The organism is Bacillus sp. SORGH_AS_0510 (assembly GCF_030818775.1).
GTDB lineage: Bacteria > Bacillota > Bacilli > Bacillales > Cytobacillaceae > Neobacillus.
In genome coordinates this window covers 3,190,284-3,211,351 of record NZ_JAUTAU010000001.1, presented here as the reverse complement: position 1 = coordinate 3,211,351, position 21,068 = coordinate 3,190,284, and the positions used below count along the sequence as shown (strand labels likewise).

Below are 21,068 nucleotides of genomic sequence, written 5' to 3'. Positions count from 1 at the left end.
AAAAATGAGCCCCATTCCAGGTGTTGGATATGGGGCTTCTGTCTTAAGGAACTGAATTATTGTTTTACAGTGACTTTTATTGGCTCATGGCCTACACCAAAATGCTGCTTGTAGATGAGGGAAGGACCACCAAGATTAAACAGATACCGTGCTTCAATTACTTGTTTCATAAAGGCACCAAATAAACCAGATAGACGGAAGTTACCCACTTTTCCTACAGCTGCCCAAGTACCAATTGATGCAACCGAGCCTTTGTGGTGGTATTGAAATGCTGTTAACTCACCTCCGCGAATTGTTGCAACCATATTCATTGCACAAACATCTGCTTCTTGAAGTGCAACCTGTGCAGTAGGCGGTAAAGAAGATTTTTCATCCTTCATGAATAGTGAGCAATCACCAATACTGAAAATATTTTCGAAGCCTTCAACGCGTAAATATTGGTCTATTGGGAGCTTGCCGTTCTTAATAGGTAAACCACATTGCTGAATAATTGTATTTCCTTTTACCCCACAAGACCAAATTAACGTCCTGGTTAAGACTTCCATTCCATTCTCTAAAACTACTTTTTCTGGAGTACATTCTAAAATTTTCATACCCGTTAATAATTCAACATTATGTTTTTCAAGGACCTCGGTTGTATACTCAATCGATTCTTTAGGGAAAAATGGTATCACTGTAGGCGCCGCCTCTATTGCGACAATTTTAACATTTTCGAATGGCACATCATATTGTTTACAAAGCTTTGGGAGACCTTCTGCAAGTTCACCCAGCATCTCAATGCCAGTAAATCCACCACCTGCAACGACAAAAGTTAGTCTTGACGGATCAAAGTCTTCTTTATAAAGGTTTAGTTGTTTAATAATTTGATTATAGATTGCTTTTGAACTTCTAAAACTTCGAACTTCAAACGCGTGCTCTTTTATTCCAGGTATCCCGAAGGTCTCAACTTCAAATCCAAGTGCAACTAATAAAAAATCATATGGAACCAAATCGCCACCCTCAAGTAGAACCTCTTGCTTTGATATGTCGATTGAAGATACCGTTCCTTTTTTAAAATAGGTCTTTTCTGGGTCGATCAATTCAGGGATAGACATGGCAATTTGTTTATCGGCTGCTGTACCAACACCGGTTTTATGCAATTGAGTCGTTATATAATGATAATCATGTTTATTAATCAAAGTAACATCTGCTTCACCAGATTTTAATAGCTTCTCAAGCTTTTTGCTGGTAATAATTCCACCGTAACCTGCACCTAAAATAACAATTTTTGATCTTTTCATTATGGTTCACTTCCCCTATACAAAATGAATGTATTCTCTAGATTTATTGTGAAATGTTTCACAAGTTTAGTTTAAAAAAATGAGAGCTAAAAGCTCATTTTAGTCATTTTGTGAAATACTTCACATTCATTCTCTATTTTTAGAATACGATAATTTTTAAGTGTTCACAAGTAATTTATCCTCTAAAATTTTGTCTAAATGGTAAATTTTTTTTATTAAATTGGGAAAGATAACCACGTAGCACAATTAGGTCTGTACATTTACTAAAATAATGTCTTGAAAGGTGATAATAATGAAAATCAAAATGTTAGTTTTAATCATGGGATTATTGTTCTCATTACCGGGCTTTGCCTTTGCTACTTCACCTGAGCAAGGAGATCATGCTAAAAAGGCACCATGCGATTGCCAAGAGGAAGGTAAGCATCATCATATGATGCATAAAGATTGGCAAGCACATATGGCAGAAAAAGAGCAAAAACTGTTAACTTGGGTTGATCAATATACTCCAGATAAAAAAGCAGAATGGACAAAAGTGTTGGAGGAGAAAAAGGCACTCCGTAACAAATGGATGAGTCCTGAAAATGCCCAAAAGCGTGAGCAATGGAAAAAAGAGAGAATGGCCAAAATGGAAGAACTGAAGAAGCAATTGGATGAAGGAAAAATAACGAAAGAAGAATTTATTCAAAAAGTACACGGTGGAAAAGGAATGGGACACTGGAAGACGTTCCATGAACTGCGGATGGCAGTGGAAAAAAAGGATAATCAGCAGGCGGCCAATCTACTTAATCAGCTATTAGAACAGTACAAGCAGCATAATGTTAAATTGAATGAGATGTTGAAATAATGAGCAAAAAAAAATTAATGATTACGACACTGGGGTTAGGGGCTGCATTCTTATTAAGAAGTGAGAAGTCACGTAAAAAATTAATGGATCAATTTCAATCGTTTGCAGAAAAGACAAAAAGATAAACAAATGAGGTTGACTCAAAAGTCAACCTCATTTGTTTTATTTTTTCAAATCAATCTTCTCTTGTTTTACTTCTTTGATATCTTCTTTAATTTCTTCTTTTATATCATCCGCAATGCCTTCTGTTGCTTTTTTAAATTCACGAATAGACTTACCAAAGGCACGTCCAATTTCAGGTAATTTATTTGGACCAAAGATAACCAAGGCAACGATGAGGATTAAAATGAGTCCGGGAAAACCAATATTAGAAAACATTTTTTCACTCCTAGTGATGGGTTGTATTCATTTCACTTCACTTCATATTATACCGTTATATGTTTACTATGAGAAGGTAGCATGAAGCATAAATAGAATTAAAAATGTGATGGCTAATTTAAAATGCCAATTTCTATCGGTCCGTTTAAAACGATTGATACCAACCACCATAAGGGAAAATAGTAGTATGACAGAGGCGATTCCCGAACCATAAGTAAAGTTGAATTTAAAGCCTCTGATTATTGCTAAGAAACCATGTAGAAAGGCAACGCCAGCTGATATCAGAGCGACTGGAACATGCCATTTTCGGACGATTTTTGCAACAGATTGAACAAGTGGCTTGATTTCAACCTGTGCTATCTTAAGAGATTTAATCTGCTTTGTCTTTAAAATCCAAAAGACAGGGTAAATGGAAATAGCAGCAAAAAAGCCAATTCTAGAGATGGAGCCTAATTGTTTAAACATTCCTTTATAGTGGCGAAAGTCTTGACTCATGAGCGCCTGGTGGTTATACGAAATGTACATTAATCCAGTAACAATCAAAATAACTGATAAAAATAGAAAGGTAATAAATAATTTGCGGTCCTTGGAACTAGGGATTTTCCTCGATAAAAAGGTACTTTTTTTAGCAGAAATAGACTGCTCTCTAATGGGAATCACAACCTTTTCATAGTAATGTAGGCATCTAGTTTCTTACAACTTGATTCTTTGAATGATCTTGCTTGTAAAATTCCATAATGGCTCGGTCTGTATATACCCATCCTTTCCATCCGATATGAATAGTATCCTTCATAAAATAAGGATCATATTCATGGTTAGAGAAGTCCGCAATTTGAAACCCTTCAGCTTCTATTTGATTTTTAATCCGCTTATAGTAGGGGGAACGTCCCTCTTTAGTAAATCCTGTGAAATCGTACCACTTTCCATTTACAGGAACGGAGATAAACAAAGGTTGTGCACCGTTTTCTTTCAATACGTCGAGCACTAATTGAAAGTCTTTATATTCAGGTGATTTGCCATAGGAGGCACCTTGTTTCTTACCCTTTAATGAAGGCGCTAATTTCTTAATCTTATTATATTGGTTATTTGATATATCAAAAGGATTGTTGGTCGCTCTTTTTTTACCAAACTGCGTTGCCATAGCTTGTAATTGTCCCCAGGATTTATCCCTTACCTTTGGACTCAAATCCCGATTCCGATGAATTCCACCTACTAGTGTATAATATAGGTCCTTTTTTTCAAGCAAATCGCGATAGGCATAAGCAAAGGGGCGGACGATAGTTGCTTCTCGTTTAGTCCATACATTTTTCGAAATCTCTGCCTTATAAATGGTTGAAAGGATGGGATCATTTTCGATTGGTGAAAAAGTTAATAATCGTTTGATTGCCCGCTTTTTAATGACTGGGTCAATCTGATGATTAAAAGCAAAATCGTAACCCTGTAACGCTGAATAATTTGGAACAAAGTGTGACTCGTCTGTACCTTTCGGCTGAAACCATTGTGGGGACAAGACGAAAATAATTTTTTTCCCTTTCAGCTGGTCCGTATGTTCAGAAAAATTTAATAGATGTATCAATGATTCTGTTCCCCCTCGTCCAATAAGGAAGGGGGTGAAATCGGCATTTGTTTCTTTAAAATAATTGGAAGGATGAAACCGATCCAATCTAGCAAGTTCTGAGGACCCGTAAATGGGTAAGAATTGAGGGTCCTCAAGCATCTTTTGTTGCACATACTTTCCTTGAAACATAAAAGGATTTAATTCTGTTGCCGCTTGATTGATCCTAGATTTTGGTATCAACGACTCTATTAACTGATTCGGTAAGAGCACCAATAGTAGCAAGAGAATGAAAGCTAGGATTAATGGTGAAAATAGCGGTTTTTTCATTTCATATCAGCCAACTGTAGAGCAATGTTATTTGGTGTATTCCATAATTCCCGATCAAACTCAGAAATTGGAACAAGAATATCCAATCGTTCTTCAATTTGAATAAGTAATTCTACAGTTCCGAATGAATCCAATAAACCAGATTGAAATAAATCAATATCTGGGTTTTCCTTTACAACCTCATCTTGACAAACCTCAGTTAAAATTTCAATTATTTCATTTTTTAATTCAATTAATTCTATTTTCATAGTAATTAAACTCCTTTGTTAAATAGTTGTCCGGAAAAAATATAAAAACCAAAGCATATAAAATGAAAGGTAATTATGATAGCCACTACATGGGTAAACTTATTATGCGGCCACCATTTGTGTTTTTTATTAAACTGTTCAAACGAATTGTATAAGACCATCAGTATGGCATGATAAATGCCATAAAGAATATACTGAATTTCTAGTCCATGCCAGACACCCATAAGCAAGAATAGTAGGATGTAACCAAGGTTTGAGATTATATTTCGGTTCTTTATCCATTTCTTTTTTGTCATCCAAAAAACAAAACGCATATATACATAATCTCTAAACCAAAATGAAAGACTTAGGTGCCAACGATTCCAAAAGTCTTTAATATTTCTACTAATAAATGGCTTATTGAAGTTCTCAGGAGATTTAATTCCCATTAAATAACTGACACCAATGGCAAATGCACTGTAGCCGGCAAAATCAAAAAAGAGATAAAAACTATATGCATACATATAATAAAGATGATGTTGAAAATGGCTGTGTTCAATAAATCTTAGATTAGCAATGAAAAAGTGGTTAATAGAATAACCAATAATATATTTATATAAAAAGCCCAGAAAAATTTTGTTTATTCCTTCATATAAGAGAACTTTATATTCCTCTCCTGAGATGTTCCGCTGGACATCTTTCGCAAATCGACGGTATCTGTCGATTGGACCAGAAGAAATCGTTGGGAAAAAGAGAATAAAATATAGTAAATGGAAGAGGGGTGGAACCTGCTTGATAAGACCATCCCTTGTTTCCATTATTAATTGAATACCTTTAAACGTTAAATATGAAATGCCGAGAAATCCAATCCAATTTACTTGTGAGAAGTATGGTAACAATTTCGATAGAATTAATGGAAAGACGGAAAGGAAAACCGCCAAATAAAAAATACTGGCCTGGTTTGCCTTCTTTCGATAGTGAATGTATCCGTAAATTAAGATAATCTGCCATATGATAAATAAAATTAAAGCAATTGTTCCCTGTAAACTTGAAGCAAAAATGATACTTAAACCTATTATTGTAACCAGCAGATTATAGTGATAAAATCTTTTCCCAAGTAATCCTAGGATAAACGTTGGGGCTAACAGGATGGCGATAATAAAAAAGAAAGTAAAGGATCCATAGGGTGTCATAATAAGACCATATCCTTTATTCTTTTACGGTCCATTTTTCCGTTTGCTGTCATCGGAAGTTCATGAAAATAAGAGAATTTCCTTGGTATCATATATGCTGGCATCACTTTGCTCAACTCTCCTTTAATTGCACCAGTTAATTGGTAGGGTTTTTCAAAGGAATGTTCAGCAGGGACGATGGCAGCTAATAAATAGTCAATTTTTCCCTCGCGATCCATGGGAATAACAATTGCTGATTGGACAAATGTTGATTGGGAAAGATGGTATTCAATCTCTTCTAATTCCATTCGATAGCCATGAAGCTTAATTTGAAAATCGATCCTTCCCTGATAAAAAAGATTACCATCGCTGTCTCTAAAACCAGCATCGCCTGTCCGGTAGGCAGGTGTATCCTTATAGGTGAAAAATGCTTTATCAGTTAGCTTTGGTTGACCTAAGTACCCTTTGCTGACTCCTGGGCCAACTATGATGATTTCCCCTTTATCTCCATCAGGAACAAGGTTACCCTGCTCATCAAATAATAGTATCTCCGTATCATTCTTTGGTTTCCCGATAGGGAGGGTATGGTATGCTTTCAATATTTCATCTGTCACTTCTATGGAGGTGACAGCTACAGTCGCTTCAGTAGGGCCATAGGTATTGAAACATCTAGCTCTTGGAAACCGATTCATTAATTGCTTACAGATTCCCTGTGGTAAAACTTCACCGCAAAAGAGAAACACAGATAGTTCAGGCAGTAGTTCTTCATTAAAAGAAGGATCCATCAGACACATTTGGGCAAATGATGGAGTAGATGTCCACACTTGAGCGCCTGAACGCAGTAACTCCTCGAATAGAACCTTTGGCTTTTCAATCATTTCTTTTGTAATAGCAAAAAGGGATCCCCCCGTCATTAATGCTGGATACAGGTCCATTACTGAAAGATCAAATGAAAAGGGTGCTTGATTCAAAAACCTTTTTTGTTCCTGGATAGGAAAGTCTTCCACCATCCAGTCAATGAAGCTTTGTAAATTATCTGCGGATATTTGAACTCCTTTAGGAAGTCCGGTACTACCCGAAGTGTAAATGATATAAAAATTATCTTTTCCTTCCACCCAATTAGACTCTTCAATAGGCCCCGAAGAATGAAGGTCAGACATGATCTGTTCGTAGATAATATTTGTCACCTTGCAATCAACCAAAGGCAGTGGATGACCGGAAGTGTTGATGATTAGCTCTGCTTCTGCATTTGCGATAATATGGGTGATCCTATCAGCAGGAATAGAAGTATCTATAGGAATATAAGGATGACCTGCCATGACACTTCCTAGGAATGAAGCAATGATGGAGGAATCCATATGACCGTAAACAACAATAGGTGAATGTTTTTTTATAGTTTGCTTTAAAAGGAATGCAGCAACTTTTTCAGACTGATTCCAAAGCTCGCCGTAAGTGGTTACATGGTTTGGTGATACAAAGGCAACTGTGTTTGGTCGTATATGTGCAATGTTTCTAATTTGTTGTAATAATTTCATGGCTGAACTGCCTCCTATTAAAAATCATTGTAAATATAGGTACCGGCGCTTGCATCGTTAAATCCATACATAAAAAACAATAATAGTAGTATGAGAAAATAATAGATAAAGCGTCCAAACCATTTAAGCTTTTGATTAGCTAAGAAATGTTTTATTTTATTGAACATGTTTGTTCAACCTCACCTGTTAAAATTTGAACCTATTTATCATAAAGCGTATTTGTATTTTTAACATTAAAATCAGATGAGGAAACCATTAATTTTTCATTATTATAAAAGGAATTTTGCAAAAAAAATGACCAAGTGGTGAACACTTGGCCAACTAAAAATTGCTTATTTAAAGTACTAAATCTGATTGTACGTAATGATAGAGAAGTTTTGCTGTGTTTTCTATAGATGATTGATGCGTGCGTTCGAATGCATGTGAGGAATCAATTCCAGGCCCGATTAACCCATGGACAATATCGTGACCAGAACGAATGGCAGCAGACGCGTCTGAACCATAAAATGGATAAATATCGAGTTTGTACTCGATTTTATTTTCTTTAGCTAAACGAACTAGATTTTTCCTCAATTCATAATGATAAGGACCGCTGGCATCCTTCACACAGATAGAAACCGTGTATTCATCCGTGGATTGCCCGTCTCCCATAGCACCCATATCTACAGCTAAATATTCTACTGTTTCAGGGGTTATGTTTGAGTTGCCTCCGTACCCGATCTCTTCGTTGTTTGAAATTAAAAAATGTGTTGTAAAAGGTAAGCTTATATTTTCTGTTTTAATTTGCTTTATTAATTGAAGAAGAATGCCGACACTTGCTTTATCATCCAAATGCCGGGATTTAATGTACCCACTTGAAGTTATTTCTACACGTGGATCGAATGAGACGAAATCGCCGACTTCAATACCTAGAGCACGAATTTCTTCTGCATTCGTCACTTTTTCATCCAATCGAATTTCCATATTCTCCTGATTACGCTCTGCTTTTCCTGCGTCCTTATATACATGCACAGAAGTTTGATGCATTAAAATTGTCCCTGTAAAATTCTTTCCACTACTGGTCTCAATTTGGCAGTATTCACCTTCAATAGAGTTATATTTGAACCCCCCGATTAAATCAATTTTTAATCTGCCATTTGATTTAATTTCTTTGACCATGGCCCCTAATGTATCAACATGAGCAGTAAGCATACGATGTTTGCTCGTATCTTTTCCTTCTATAGTCGCAATCAGTCCGCCTTTTCGATTTCTAAAATTCTTGATTTGCAACTCGTTAAGAAATTTTTCTACAAAGGTGATCACTTCGTTGGTGTTACCAGAAGGACTTGGAATGGAAACTAAGTCTTTAATTAGATGTAATGTTTCCTCTGTATATGTATTTGTCATGGTTTTTACCCCTTTCTGAATCTTCTTTCTTATTATACCTAAAGTTAAGTCATTTTTTTAAAGAGTTTGCATAGAGTAACATGTATAAATTTTTTCAAGAAGGGTTAGGAAATCAAAAAATGGGTATGAATGTAATACTTACTTTATTTACTAATGGTAACGGGGGAGAAAAAGGTGACCAGAGCTGAACTGTATAACCAAAAGCCAAAGCAATTTTCTTGGAAGGGTTTAATCTTTTTCACGCTCATTAGCTTGATTCTAGCTGCAGGATTTGTATTCTTTCACTATTATGAGCAATGGACTATAAAAATAGAAGCACCGTCCGAGAATTTAGGAGAAAAGGTTGTTATTGAATTACCGACAGGGCAGAAGGTGTATACCTATGATAATTTAATCTTCAAAAAAGACGGAAAGACCTATTATAAAGGGGAACGTAACACGATTGATTTAACTGGCGGAACCGTAGCATATGAAAATTGGGAGTAACAAAAAGCGAACGACTAGTCGTTCGCTTTTCTTATTTGTCTAGCTACAGCGCCTAGCCCCTCGGGTCAAATAACCTTCGGCAATAAAAGTCAAAGAGCGACTTTTCTTGCCGAAGAACATTTGCCTTTCGGGGCTGACCAAGGCGCTTTCGCTTTTCTTATTTAAACCATCCCTTCTTATTGAACCATATCGACATTCCAATTCCAACGAGGATCATCAATACAATTGTGGCAAAATAACCGTATTTCCATGTTAATTCTGGCATATAGTGAAAATTCATTCCGTACAAACCAGCAATAAATGTAAGCGGCATGAAAATAGTGGTAATGACTGTTAAAACCTTCATTACATGGTTTGTCTGATGGGAATTGATTGAAATATAGCTATCACGGATATCTGTCGTTAATTCTCGATTGGCTTCAATCATCTCTGTTAATTTTAATAAATGGTCATGTATATCAGAAAAATACTCGTTTCTCCCGCGGATATATGTAACCCTTTGAGAATTTAGGATTCTGTATATCAAATCCCTCATAGGTGTGATGGTATGGCGTAAAGAAAGCAGGTGATGTCTCGTATCGAATAAGACTTCTAACAATTCTTCCATCGTTCTTCTTTGTGAATTCTCATCAATCTCGTTTAACATATCTTCAATTTGATAGACGAGTGGAAAATAATTATCGACCATTTTATCAAGAACATAATATAGAACATGAGAAGGATCCCATTTTTCGATTGTGGTCGAGAGGCTTAAACGTCTCCATACTTCATCAATCTCTGTTGATGGATTATGATGAAAAGTAATGACATATCTTTCACTGAGAAAGATATCAACCTCTTCTTTCGTAATGGTTTGTGGATTTAATGCCTGAGTGACAAAAAAGGTATAGTTTTCATAGTAATCAAGCTTTGGTCGCTGTAATTGATGTATACAGTCTTCAATGGCAAGAGGATGGAAAGCAAGTGGGCTCTTTAAATATTCAACCTCTTTATCTGTGGGCTCATGAAAATCAATCCAATACCATTGATAATCTCCTTCGACTAGTTGTGAGATGGAAAGATCACTTACAATTTCGTAGCTGTGGGTTACCGCAATGGTTCTAATCATAAAATCTCCTTATTGATAAGTTACTACATACAATATAAAGGATAGGCTAACAAAAAACAGCCATTATGAATGAAGTTTATCTTTTTTTGTTTATTAAAACATTCTCTTGGACCCACTTTTTACGTTTTTTCTGCTTTTGTAATCCTTGAAACAAACTTTGCAAACCAAGAAAGAAGACGGTAACAATTCCACTAAAGACAATAAAAACTGCAAAATATTCAAAAGGGTTATAGGACTGAAAATGACTCCATTTGATATTTCCTTTTAAATCATGGGTAAACAAATTCATACTAAAGATTCCACAGACAACTGTATACAAGGTTAAGATTAGCAGCAGTAAGCTGTCTCTTTTTGTTACAATGTTTTCTTCAAATTTAAATAGGCTAAAAAGAGTCTCTTTCATATTGCTATACAGTTGTTCTATTTGAAGTGTTGCCCTTAATTGCCGAAAGAGTTCTTGACCCAATGATTGTGCAGGGTAGACATTAAAGTAATAATTTGATGTAAAAGAGTTGATCAAATAATTAAGTTTCTCAAAGTCTAACGTTGCTTTATCGATATTTATTTCTGAAAAATTTTTTACAATTTTTATTAAGACCAATTGATGAAATAAATTGATGATCACCGAATAATAAAAGGGCCCAAAATATTGAGTGATTTGCTGGGGGTTCTCCATTTGTTCATCATTTGTAAAATAGGTAAAGCTTAATTCATCAAAAATCATTGGATTAGTAACTTCCACCTCATGAAAAGAGATAAAAGAATGTACATACATTTTATTTGGAGGTAAAAGTGCATTTGTTTTCTCACACAAGAATGGGCGTAGAGGAGGGAAGATCATAGAGAAAATAAAATCTCTTACAGTTGGATAACTTTCCCCGCCACATGTAATGGTGTTTAATAATTCACTCTTAAGATACCTAAAACAATTGGAGAATTCTTGTATTTGCGAATAAGACTGATGATTGATTTCTGTGCGTATTGTTAGAAAGCCAAGTTCATATGGGCAAATAAATACATCAGCTGAGAGAATTCGAAATGGGACTAGTGTATGTAACCCTTCCATTTGCGCTTCAACATTGAGTGATTTAGTGTACCTACGTAATCCTTTTTCCTGAGTTGTCTTTGGAAAAAGGATGGTGTTTGTTATAGGAAGAAAAAAATCTTCCAATTCCTTATGGGAAACCTGAAATTTACCGTAAAAGGCCGTCTCTGTATGATAATCATCCAAATGAAACGGAGTATAATGATTTCCTTGCAAAAAGTCAGCTAAGTGTTGAACTATACTGGCTTTTAATGAGATGGGGATGATAAATTGAAAGAGAGCTGTAGAAACATGACTATCTTTTGTTTGGGTGTGCTGCATGGAAATTGGTCCTTTCAAATAAAAGATTCCTAAAAACAAGTTTCCCAAAAAGCAGTAAACTTAACCCGTAAAAGCGATAAAAAGAGACTGATCATATTGAATCAGTCTCGGTTAGATCAAAAGAAATAGCAATTAAGTAATAGGTGATGTTTCATTATTCCTCATGGATAATGGGATATATACACAGAATGGTTCACTTTCCATATAATCACCTGTCACCGCAAAGGTTCTAGAGCGCGAACCACCGCAAATTTTGTTATACTCACAAACTCCGCACTTACCTTTATACAGATCAGGTTGGCGCAACGCTTTAAATACTTTTGCTTCGCGATAGATTTCTGCGAGTGGGGTGTCACGAATATTTCCACCTACAATCGGCAGTAGACCACTTGGCATTACATCGCCAATATGAGAAACAAATGCAAATCCATTTCCGTCATTTACACCCTTTGGTGCACGTTTTAAGCCATCGTGCATAGAAGCAAAGTCAGTGGTAATCGAATCCTCGTAATGAATTTCACCCTTTTCAATTAAATGATCCCGGGTTTTTTGTTGTAAAACAACTCTTCGATAATGTTGTGCAGCTGTAGTTTTAATATCATATGGAGCCGTTTTGCTCAATTCATATAGCCAGCGGAACACTTTTTCATGCTCTGCGGGTGTAATACATGCATCCATTTGGCCTCTTCCCGTAGGTACCAATAAGAAGATGTACCACATAACCGCCCCAAGGTCAGCTACTAATTGGGACATTTGTTCAAGTGAGTCATAATTGTACCGGGAGATAACAGTATTTATTTGTAAGGGCATTTCTAATTCATTTAGGTATCGGATTTTTTCTACGGTTAAATCGAATGAACCAGGCGTTCCGCGAAAATGATCGTGAATTTCAGGTGTCGGTCCGTCTAAGCTAAAACCCCATCGTGATAATCCTACTTCCTTGGCACGCTTCATTTTCTCCTTGGTTACATTAGCGGTTGCACTTGGTGTCATCGAAACACGCATTCCTTTTTTTACTGCATATTCTGCAAGTTCAAATAAGTCCTCTCGCATCATACAATCCCCGCCAGTAAAAACAAGCATTGGATTATCCATTTCATAGATTTGATCAATTAAATTAATCCCTTCCTCATGGGACAGCTCCCTTGGATCTGGAGTGAGCTGTGCATCTGCGCGACAATGAACACATTTAAGCTGACAAGCTCTTGTTACTTCCCAAATTACAATAAATGGGTTTTTGTCATAATCAATAGCATTTTGCATGCCATGTCCATGGGGATGACCCATAGCATGTGGATGTCCTTTTCCTATTCCTTGCATCTTCATCACCAAGATTCATATAATTTTATAAAACATAAAAAGTGTATCTATAGGTTTATTATAATTTTGATATCTCCACGTGCATGAAAGGTTTGTTACAATATTTCTACATTACAGGATTCTAGGGCTTACCCCTTGATTAATAGATTTCCAAAAACTACTATGAAAACCATATCTTTGGGATTTAAACCAGTCCCGTTCTCCTTTATGATAGGAAGGTAAAACAACTTAAGGGAGAGCAGCCATCCATGAAAAAACATCTACTGACAGTAGTAGCAACTGCCGGCATCTTGTTTAGTTCTTTTGGTGGAAATGCAAGTGCGCACGAAAATCTTTATACGGTACAATCAGGAGATACCCTTTGGAAAATCTCGCAAAATAATCAGGTATCACTTTCAGACTTAAAGGCTTGGAATCAGCTCACGAGTGATACAATTTACGTAAACCAAAAACTCTCATTATTGGCACCGCATAGCCATGAAACAACCTCAACTACGTATACCGTTCAAAAAGGGGACACACTTTGGGGAATTGCTAACCGCTTTAATCTATCTATTTCCCAACTGAAATCTATTAATAACCTAACCTCTGATACTATTTATGTCAGCCAAGTATTAAAAATAGCTCAATATACGTCATCTATACCAAATCCTGAGACGACTGTTTCCAAAGCAGAATTGGTTGTAACTGAAGCAAAGAAATATATCGGTTCACCGTATTTATGGGGAGGTACAACACCATCAGGGTTTGACTGCAGTGGTTACACTAGTTATGTTTTTAATAAAGTTGGGATTACCATACCAAGAACAGCTTCAACTCAGTGGTCGGGTTTGAGAGTGGTTAGTACGCCCATGCCTGGAGATCTTCTATTTTTTGAGACATATGCATCAGGACCAACACATGTGGGAATTTATTTAGGAGAAAATAAATTTATCCAAGCGGGGTCAATGGGTGTTTCAATAGCTGATATGACAAATTCTTACTGGAAGCCTCGATATCTCGGTGCAAGGACAGCTTTTTAATAGAATGGTAAAAAAGTCTTTTATCAAGCATAGAAGACTTTTTTTTACGTTTTAAAAATCTGAAAATTTATACTTTAAGAAAAATGGATTTGGCTTTATACTAAATAAAGTGTATTTGGAGGCAACGAAAATGTCATTACTGTTTCGGGGGTTGAAATGTTTAATTTAACTCTATACCATGAAGTGTTTTACCAGTCTAGAATTCCACAGGTAATTGCTTCAATAGATTTTTCATTAACTCAATATAATCCAGCTTTTTGTGATTTTGTAGGGTATCCAATGGCAGAAATCTCATCACTAACGATTGAATCATTTTCTCATCCAGAGGATATGCCTATAGATACTCAATTATTTGGAGAAATATTAACTGGTCAAAAAGATGAGTATCAGCTTGAAAAAAGATTTATTCATAAGTCAGGTGATATAAAAACAGGAATCTTAACCGTTTCAAGAGTACGAGAACAATCAACCGGCGAGGAATTTCTATTGGGACAAGTTCTCGACATTACTGAAAAAAAACAAATGGAGATGGCGTTGAGACACCGTGAGAAAAAATATCGTCTTCTTGCAGAACACTCATCAGATATGATTACGTTGCATAAAGATGATTTTACCTATCTTTACGTTTCTCCATCTGTAAAAACGGTATTAGGTTACGAACCTTTAGAAATGATTGGGGGGAATCCTCGTCAATTTATACACCCTGATGATTATTGGGAAATGAGAAAACAGTTGCGCCTTTCAACATTTCATGAGTCGAAATTAATTACATACCGCTGTAGAAAAAAGGATGGTTCCTATATCTGGCTTGAATCGACTACAAAAACATTAACTGATTCTGTAAGTGGTGAAGCAAAGGAAATCGTTTCGGTTTCTAGAGATATTCAGCAGCGTATGGAAACAAACGAAATGTTACGCAAATCAGAAAAACTGGCAGTCGTCGGGCAAATGGCTGCAGCGGTTGCTCATGAAATCCGTAATCCCTTGACACCAATTAAAGGCTTTATGCAATTGCTAAACAACGAAAATGAAATTAATCCCATTTACTTAAAGGTTATTTTAGATGAATTACAACGGGTGGAGAGTATTATTTCTGAGTTTTTAACAATGGCCAAACCTCATGCAGAAAAAACCACCATGGTTCAAATTGACCAGGTGGTGATGCAGGTAGTACAACTGTTACAGACAGAAGCGATTATGATGAATAAAGAATTAAATATCTCTTCAATTGAAAACATTCCAACCATTGAAGGAGACCCCAATTCATTAAAGCAAGTATTTATGAATGTTATTCAGAATGGTCTCGATGCTATATCAAAGCAAGGCAAGATTGATGTATCTATTTCTACAGATGAAACGGGTGTTATTGTGGAAATTGCCGATAACGGATGTGGAATTTCACAAGAAAGGTTATTAAAGCTGGGAGAACCATTTTATTCAACTAAAGAAAAGGGAACTGGTTTAGGGTTAATGACAAGTTACCGTATTATTGAGAGTCATAATGGAAAAATCAATATTGAGAGTATTGATGGTGAAGGAACCACAGTAACGATATGGTTGCCAGTCTCAATTAAGAGAAAAGAATGGAGTAGTCGTGGTAAAAAAGATTAGTAGTTTAAGTATTTTTTTTATGATTGTTGCCTTTGGTTTCCTTCAGAAAGATGAATGGTTTTCAATCGTAAAACAGGGTGGAATGGTTGCTGTATTAATTAGCATGCTTCTTGTAGCTATTTGTGTCTTCTTTCCGATCATTCCCTATCCTGTTTTAGCTGGAGGAATTGGAGCCGTTTTTGGGGCACCAGTGGGTACGATAATATCCATAACGGGTGCTATGGCTGGGACAATGGCTTTTTTTTATTTGAGTAGGTATGGGTTTAAGGATTTTGCACAAAAAAAGCTGGAAAGATACAAAAGAGTAAAAGAGTACGAGGAATTCCTAACAAGAAATTCCTTTACAGCCATATTAACAAGTCGGTTGATACCGATTATCCCTGCGCCCGTCATTACGATTGTCTGCGGTCTAAGCCAGGTCAAATGGCTTCCTTTTTTTGCTGCCTCAGTCATTGGAAAACTTCCTAATACGATTATTCTATCATTTGCAGGAGAAACCTTTAGTAGCAATAAGGTTTTATCATTTGGTTTGTATGGTCTTTATTTACTAATTATTTTATCCATTAACTTTTTGGTTGTTTATCGAAAATCAGCCAAAAAATCATTGGATTAAATGACCTTCTGAATGATTAGATCATTTTGGTTTTCAACAATGATTACATCGTTAAAAAAGCTTTTTAAAATCAGCCACTTGGCAGGGTAGGTATAAATAAAATCCTCCATCGCTTGGATTGAATAATAGACAAAGCAATCATAACTGCGCTCACCGTTCTTGAGATCATAAAGGAGAGCATGTGGGACTGTGTAATACTCGTTTAGTTGGTATGGATTGAGTTTGGTAATTTGAATGTTTTGCTCTGCCAAAAATTTTTTAATAGATTTTTCTTGGAGGGCAATGCTTTCTTCCTTTGAAAGTCCGTTAATACAAATGCGATCATTCACGAAAAATATTCCCTTCATTTACTTCCACCTCTCTGTAAACTTTCTTGGTAATGTTATTGACAGCTTGAGGGAGAAGTATACTTAAATGACAAATACATGAAAGAGTAGGTGGAGAAAACATGTCTATTTGGAGTAGAGACGGTTATACAATCAGCACGGAAATGCAACATCTTGATATCCAGGTCATACACAGGTTTTTAAGTACGGATTCCTACTGGGCCAAAGGAATATCCATTGAATTAGTAGAAAAGTCAATAAAACACTCGTCTATTTGTTTTGGGTTATTTAAGGGTGACCCAAGACTTGAAACAGCTGTTCAAATTGGTTTTGCACGTGCAACCACAGACTTTGTTCGATTTGCTTATATCATGGATGTTTTTGTTTTGGAAGAGTATCGTGGGAAAGGGTTATCGAAGTGGTTAATGGAGGTTGTTACAGAGCATTCTGACCTTAGGGATGTAGGGAAGATGCTGTTATGTACCAACGATGCCCATGGTCTGTATTCCCAATATGGATTTCATGAAATTAGTAACCCTGAGATATTTATGGAGAGAAAAAACTAATACTAGGGGCTGCTACTTCAGCAGCCCCTTACTTTTTATTTTTATACAAAAAGATCGCCATAGCAACATACACTGAAAAAAGTAGGATCAAAAATAGGGGAAGCGAGAGTATAGAATTGGTCAATTTCTCACGTCCTTATTTTAATTCGTGCAACATCGGGTGAAAAATGAAAAGTAAAATCGCGATGATGGGAATCGAACATAGCATAGCAGCCAAGGGATTTTTATAGTGAGTTCTTAAAATGATAAACATGATGGTATTAAAAATAGTGGACCATAATGGTCCCCAATCATTCTCGTATATAAATAATCCTCTTTTGTAAAAGAGATATTCTATAGACGAAAAATAGGCAATCCAAACCACAATAAAAATGATCCCTTTTTTCCCTTTTGGAAAATACTGCAGATAAATCATAATCACTACAGGAATTATGAAAAAGGTAAAAACAAGTTCAATTATCGTATGATTTAACCATTGAACAGTTACGGCTTTGTAGGCCCATAAGGTATGGTTGTAAAATATAAAGTTATAAGCTAGGTTGCATATGATAAAATACTGAATGGTTGGATAAAACTCTTTCCATCGCTTCCAGTCTACGAAAATTTTAGCGAAAATAATATATACAACCAACACAATTACAAGGTACACAGGCAAAAATCCTTTTTTAGTATATATGTTAACCAAAAAATAGAAAAAGTATGTACATAGGAGAGAGAAGATGTATAGTGCAATCCTTCATGGCTTCATTCTGGCATTTGGTCTGATCCTGCCATTAGGAGTCCAGAATGTGTTCGTATTTAATCAGGGAGCAATCCAACCAAGGTGGATTTATGTTCTCCCTGTTGTTTTAACTGCATCAATTTGTGATACAATTTTGATTTCCTTGGCCGTTTTTGGGGTATCAGCTGTTGTTTTAGGGGTGCCATGGATTAAAGTAACCCTTCTACTTATTGGTGTCCTGTTTTTAATCTATATGGGTTATTCGACTTGGAAAAGCCAAGCACAAATGCAAGAGGCAAACAGTCAAACCTTTACTCCCAGAAAACAAGTAATGTTTGCCGCGTCTGTTTCCTTATTAAATCCTCATGCCATTATGGATACCATCGGTGTGATTGGAACTAGTTCTTTGTCGTATACAGGAGTGGAGAAGTTTTCTTTTACACTTTCCTGCATATTTGTGTCATGGGTGTGGTTTTTTGGACTGTCCTTAGTGGGAAGGGTTGTCGGGAAGCTTGATCATACGGGGAGATTCATCGTGATTTTAAATAAAATTTCAGCCATCATTATGTGGGGAACCGCGGTTTATCTTATTTTATCGTTACTGTACTTTTAAGCAGTTTTTCATCCTATTCTAACTGGGAGCAAATTTGGACAGGTGTAGTTAATTTAAGTAAATCGATTCCGAAGATGAGGGGACTTCTGACAGAGATGGTTCATTCGAGAGAAAGATTGTCTTAACAGGATGCAACTTCCGACAATGTTAGTACATATTAAAGAAATACTGTCCGAACAAAAAAATACCCGGCACAAGTGCCGGGCTGTACATCCTATATATTAAGGGGGGCGGAGGTTAAAGGTTCTTCCGTGAACCTATTATTATAATAGTTGATAAATATGAAAAAACTATGAAGGAAAGATTAATAGTTTAAGAAAGGTGACAAGCATGAAGGATTACCATTGCTGTGCCACATGCACGCACTTTAAGATAGACAAGACAGGACAGAAAATTGTTTATTTCTGTGGCCGCTTAGGGTATCCAACGCAATCAAATTATAAATTTAATTGCTGGGACCCAAAGGATCACATAAAGAAGTTAATGGCAGCAAACAAAAACACATCCAATTAAATGAGGCTGACCTTTATAATTATAAGGTCAGCCTCGAATATAATTAACTACACATGTTTCATTTTCTTAAAATGCAAGGTATCTCTTGCAAACCATAAGCTCATTAAAAAACTGATTATACCAGTTATGATCAGGACAGCTCCAATCACTTTCATGCTTTCTGCTGAGATTTCTTCTCCAAAAATTAAACCAAGTATAATAGAGGATAAGATGGAGCCTAAGTACCTGCAGGTTTGAAACAGTCCTGATGTGGTACCCACTATCTCTTTTGGACTCTCTTTTATCATCGCTACTTGAAGCACCACATTACCAATACCATAGCTTAATCCCATGATCGATAGAATGATTCCGATTCCCCAATATGAAGAACCAACAAAAAACAAAGTAAAGGTGAACCCTCCAACAATGGAGAGAAAAGATCCAATGATAATAGGCTGGTATACCCCTTTTTTGTCAATCCATTTCCCAGTCACAGAAGAAATAACAATGCTGATGCCTGACATAAACAGCATTAATAATCCACTCTTTTCAACAGTTAACCCTAACACCTCTTGAAAGTAGCTAGGCAGTCCAAAAAATAAACAATAAAAAAAGATATTTAATAAAATAAACTGAACATACACCATTGATAGTTGGGGGTGGGATTTGAAAATTCGAATATCGATAAATGGTTCCTTTACCTTTAACTCTCTCCAGACAAAGAGACAAAAGAACAGGATACCAGCAATACCTGATAAATAATGGACCTTCGCTTCAAAGGATAATAGGAACCACAAAAAGAAAACCATTCCTGCTGCAAAGAAGAACATACCCATAAAATCCATAGTAGATAATAAACTTTTTATATGCTCTTTATCCTTTTTTATATCTTTAGGGAACATGTACCATCCTAGTAGAAAACTTATGATGATAAACGGGAAGTTCACCCAAAAAATGGCAGGCCAGCCTCCCCAAACAATTAAGAAACCTCCTATTGTTGGACCAAGCGCCACCATTGCTGAAGCAAAAATCGAAAGGACGGCAAGAGCGGATGCTTGACGGTCCTTGATATTGTCTCGAATTAACGCCATACCGGAGGGGTAAATAGCGCTGCTGCCGATTGATTGAATAAGTCTCATACCTAGTAATAGAAGAAAAGAGGATGATAGTGGTGCACCAAGAGCGGAAAGTGCAACAAGGACAAGTCCAGTTAAAAAAGTCTTTTTTCTACCAAATAAATCTCCAATTTTCCCGGTTACTGGCTGAGCAACAGCACTCGCTAGGTAAAAGCTAGATATAAGCCAGGATACAGTGGCAAAGGATAGCTGAAAATCCTTTTGAATACTATGTAAGGCTAAGGCGATCATTGACGAGTTGAGCGGATTTAACATCGTTCCAGTTGCAACCGCTGATAAAAATAAAGTACGATTCTTCTTCATGAGTTCATCCTTCACTATGTTCAAGTTGTTTTTAATTTTTGTATAATCTAATCATATCCTTCCTTAATATACCAAAATAATGTGGAAAAAGTGATAAAATATGCAAATAAAGAAGAATTAAAAGGAGGCATCTATGGAAAGAGATATAACGTTGATTGAATTAGAAGGAATGAAACTGAAAGAGGATGAATTTCATAGACCCTATTTCGAACTAGAAGAAAATGACGGGGTTGTAATGTTGGCTAAGGAGAAAGATTTTTTCATACTTATTGAGCAATATAGAAGACCTGTGGGAACGATTGTTCAGCAATTGCCCGGTGGTGGTGTGAAAAAAGGGGAAGAACTACAATCTGCTGCAAGACGTGAATTTCTTGAAGAAACTGGGTATCAATGTGGGACAATCCATTACTTAGGAAAACTGCAACCCGCATCTTGGAGAACAAACGAAATTACACACGTTTTTTTTACGGAGGAAGTTGGAATTAAACGAAGCCAGCAGCTCGAAGACCATGAGAAGATCAAAGTAAAAAAAGTAAAGATAGAAGAGTGTGTCAATCAAGTGAAAGAGAATAAAATGAATGATTCGGAGCTTTGCTACGCCTTATTACAGGCTATTTTAAATGGGTATATTGTAATTTAGTGAGATTGTAGAAACGAATGGTAGGGAACACTATCTCT

24 protein-coding genes are annotated in these 21,068 nt (G+C 36.2%); 9 read left to right on the top strand and 15 right to left on the bottom strand.

The annotated features are described in order from the left end of the window. Positions 1–56: 56 nt before the first annotated feature. Positions 57–1,280, bottom strand: a complete 1,224-nt coding sequence (locus tag QE429_RS16490) for an NAD(P)/FAD-dependent oxidoreductase (RefSeq protein WP_307288471.1) — start codon at positions 1,278–1,280, stop codon at positions 57–59. Positions 1,281–1,572: 292 nt separating this feature from the next. Here QE429_RS16490 and QE429_RS16485 point away from each other — a divergent pair, with 292 nt between their 5' ends. Together QE429_RS16485 and QE429_RS16480 are read left to right on the top strand one after the other, a co-directional pair. Next, positions 1,573–2,124 (top strand): hypothetical protein, encoded by a 552-nt coding sequence (locus QE429_RS16485; protein ID WP_307288469.1) that lies wholly within the window; start codon positions 1,573–1,575, stop codon positions 2,122–2,124. Next, the gene (locus QE429_RS16480) at positions 2,124–2,249 is read left to right on the top strand and encodes a hypothetical protein (protein ID WP_307288467.1); all 126 of its coding nucleotides are present in this window, start codon (positions 2,124–2,126) and stop codon (positions 2,247–2,249) included. The genes QE429_RS16485 and QE429_RS16480 overlap by 1 nt, the downstream gene beginning before the upstream one ends. A gap of 37 nt (positions 2,250–2,286) precedes the next feature. Here QE429_RS16480 and QE429_RS16475 read toward each other — a convergent pair whose 3' ends face one another. The 8 genes from QE429_RS16475 to QE429_RS16440 form a co-directional block, all read right to left on the bottom strand. Continuing rightward, the gene (locus QE429_RS16475) at positions 2,287–2,502 is read right to left on the bottom strand and encodes a twin-arginine translocase TatA/TatE family subunit (protein WP_307288466.1); all 216 of its coding nucleotides are present in this window, start codon (positions 2,500–2,502) and stop codon (positions 2,287–2,289) included. A 66-nt stretch (positions 2,503–2,568) separates the two neighbouring features. Then, positions 2,569–3,162 (bottom strand): hypothetical protein, encoded by a 594-nt coding sequence (locus QE429_RS16470; protein WP_307288464.1) that lies wholly within the window; start codon positions 3,160–3,162, stop codon positions 2,569–2,571. A gap of 25 nt (positions 3,163–3,187) precedes the next feature. Continuing rightward, positions 3,188–4,387, bottom strand: coding sequence for a D-alanyl-lipoteichoic acid biosynthesis protein DltD (gene dltD, locus QE429_RS16465; protein ID WP_307288463.1), 1,200 nt, complete (start codon positions 4,385–4,387; stop codon positions 3,188–3,190). Then, a complete protein-coding gene (gene dltC, locus QE429_RS16460; RefSeq protein ID WP_307290862.1) occupies positions 4,384–4,620 on the bottom strand; it encodes a D-alanine--poly(phosphoribitol) ligase subunit 2 in 237 nt (78 codons plus the stop codon). Before dltC ends, dltD begins: the two co-directional genes overlap by 4 nt. 20 nt (positions 4,621–4,640) lie before the next feature. Next, positions 4,641–5,807, bottom strand: coding sequence for a D-alanyl-lipoteichoic acid biosynthesis protein DltB (gene dltB, locus QE429_RS16455; RefSeq protein WP_307288462.1), 1,167 nt, complete (start codon positions 5,805–5,807; stop codon positions 4,641–4,643). Next, a complete protein-coding gene (gene dltA, locus QE429_RS16450; protein ID WP_307288461.1) occupies positions 5,804–7,321 on the bottom strand; it encodes a D-alanine--poly(phosphoribitol) ligase subunit DltA in 1,518 nt (505 codons plus the stop codon). Before dltA ends, dltB begins: the two co-directional genes overlap by 4 nt. A 17-nt stretch (positions 7,322–7,338) precedes the next feature. Then, positions 7,339–7,488, bottom strand: coding sequence for a teichoic acid D-Ala incorporation-associated protein DltX (gene dltX / locus QE429_RS16445; protein ID WP_307288459.1), 150 nt, complete (start codon positions 7,486–7,488; stop codon positions 7,339–7,341). Positions 7,489–7,657: 169 nt separating this feature from the next. Next, a complete protein-coding gene (locus QE429_RS16440; protein WP_307288457.1) occupies positions 7,658–8,707 on the bottom strand; it encodes a M42 family metallopeptidase in 1,050 nt (349 codons plus the stop codon). A 174-nt stretch (positions 8,708–8,881) separates the two neighbouring features. Between QE429_RS16440 and QE429_RS16435 the strand changes: the two genes are divergently transcribed. Beyond that, positions 8,882–9,193 carry a hypothetical protein gene (locus QE429_RS16435; protein WP_307288455.1) on the top strand — a complete coding sequence of 104 codons (312 nt, stop codon included), beginning with the start codon at positions 8,882–8,884 and terminating at the stop codon, positions 9,191–9,193. Positions 9,194–9,350: 157 nt separating this feature from the next. On the opposite strand, the gene corA is transcribed toward QE429_RS16435, so the two are convergent. The 3 genes from corA to QE429_RS16420 form a co-directional block, all read right to left on the bottom strand. Next, on the bottom strand, positions 9,351–10,301 hold the full coding sequence (corA, locus tag QE429_RS16430) for a magnesium/cobalt transporter CorA (protein ID WP_307288454.1): 951 nt from the start codon (positions 10,299–10,301) through the stop codon (positions 9,351–9,353). A gap of 76 nt (positions 10,302–10,377) precedes the next feature. Next, on the bottom strand, positions 10,378–11,685 hold the full coding sequence (locus QE429_RS16425; protein WP_307288453.1) for a hypothetical protein: 1,308 nt from the start codon (positions 11,683–11,685) through the stop codon (positions 10,378–10,380). A gap of 114 nt (positions 11,686–11,799) precedes the next feature. Beyond that, complete coding sequence (locus tag QE429_RS16420) at positions 11,800–12,954, bottom strand: TIGR04053 family radical SAM/SPASM domain-containing protein (protein ID WP_307290860.1); 1,155 nt, start codon at positions 12,952–12,954, stop codon at positions 11,800–11,802. Positions 12,955–13,235: 281 nt separating this feature from the next. Here QE429_RS16420 and QE429_RS16415 point away from each other — a divergent pair, with 281 nt between their 5' ends. From QE429_RS16415 to QE429_RS16405, 3 genes are all read left to right on the top strand, one after another. After that, positions 13,236–14,009, top strand: coding sequence for a C40 family peptidase (locus tag QE429_RS16415; protein WP_307288452.1), 774 nt, complete (start codon positions 13,236–13,238; stop codon positions 14,007–14,009). A gap of 156 nt (positions 14,010–14,165) precedes the next feature. Continuing rightward, complete coding sequence (locus tag QE429_RS16410; RefSeq protein ID WP_307288450.1) at positions 14,166–15,620, top strand: PAS domain-containing sensor histidine kinase; 1,455 nt, start codon at positions 14,166–14,168, stop codon at positions 15,618–15,620. Then, the gene (locus QE429_RS16405; RefSeq protein ID WP_307288449.1) at positions 15,604–16,233 is read left to right on the top strand and encodes a TVP38/TMEM64 family protein; all 630 of its coding nucleotides are present in this window, start codon (positions 15,604–15,606) and stop codon (positions 16,231–16,233) included. The genes QE429_RS16410 and QE429_RS16405 overlap by 17 nt, the downstream gene beginning before the upstream one ends. On the opposite strand, the gene QE429_RS16400 is transcribed toward QE429_RS16405, so the two are convergent. Beyond that, complete coding sequence (locus tag QE429_RS16400; protein ID WP_307288448.1) at positions 16,230–16,580, bottom strand: hypothetical protein; 351 nt, start codon at positions 16,578–16,580, stop codon at positions 16,230–16,232. The two genes, QE429_RS16405 and QE429_RS16400, sit on opposite strands and share 4 nt — an antisense overlap. 101 nt (positions 16,581–16,681) lie before the next feature. On the opposite strand from QE429_RS16400, the gene QE429_RS16395 reads away from it, so the two are divergent. Further along, positions 16,682–17,125 carry a GNAT family N-acetyltransferase gene (locus QE429_RS16395; RefSeq protein WP_307288447.1) on the top strand — a complete coding sequence of 148 codons (444 nt, stop codon included), beginning with the start codon at positions 16,682–16,684 and terminating at the stop codon, positions 17,123–17,125. Positions 17,126–17,261: 136 nt separating this feature from the next. On the opposite strand, the gene QE429_RS16390 is transcribed toward QE429_RS16395, so the two are convergent. Beyond that, the gene (locus QE429_RS16390; protein WP_307288446.1) at positions 17,262–17,774 is read right to left on the bottom strand and encodes a CBO0543 family protein; all 513 of its coding nucleotides are present in this window, start codon (positions 17,772–17,774) and stop codon (positions 17,262–17,264) included. A 70-nt stretch (positions 17,775–17,844) separates the two neighbouring features. Between QE429_RS16390 and QE429_RS16385 the strand changes: the two genes are divergently transcribed. Next, positions 17,845–18,459: a LysE/ArgO family amino acid transporter gene (locus QE429_RS16385; RefSeq protein WP_307288445.1), complete on the top strand. Its 615-nt coding sequence runs from the start codon at positions 17,845–17,847 to the stop codon at positions 18,457–18,459. A 560-nt stretch (positions 18,460–19,019) separates the two neighbouring features. Here the strand turns inward: QE429_RS16385 and QE429_RS16380 are convergent. Next, positions 19,020–20,390, bottom strand: a complete 1,371-nt coding sequence (locus tag QE429_RS16380) for an MFS transporter (protein WP_307288443.1) — start codon at positions 20,388–20,390, stop codon at positions 19,020–19,022. A gap of 133 nt (positions 20,391–20,523) precedes the next feature. On the opposite strand from QE429_RS16380, the gene QE429_RS16375 reads away from it, so the two are divergent. Then, positions 20,524–21,030 carry an NUDIX hydrolase gene (locus QE429_RS16375; protein ID WP_307288441.1) on the top strand — a complete coding sequence of 169 codons (507 nt, stop codon included), beginning with the start codon at positions 20,524–20,526 and terminating at the stop codon, positions 21,028–21,030. Positions 21,031–21,068 lie beyond the last annotated feature (38 nt).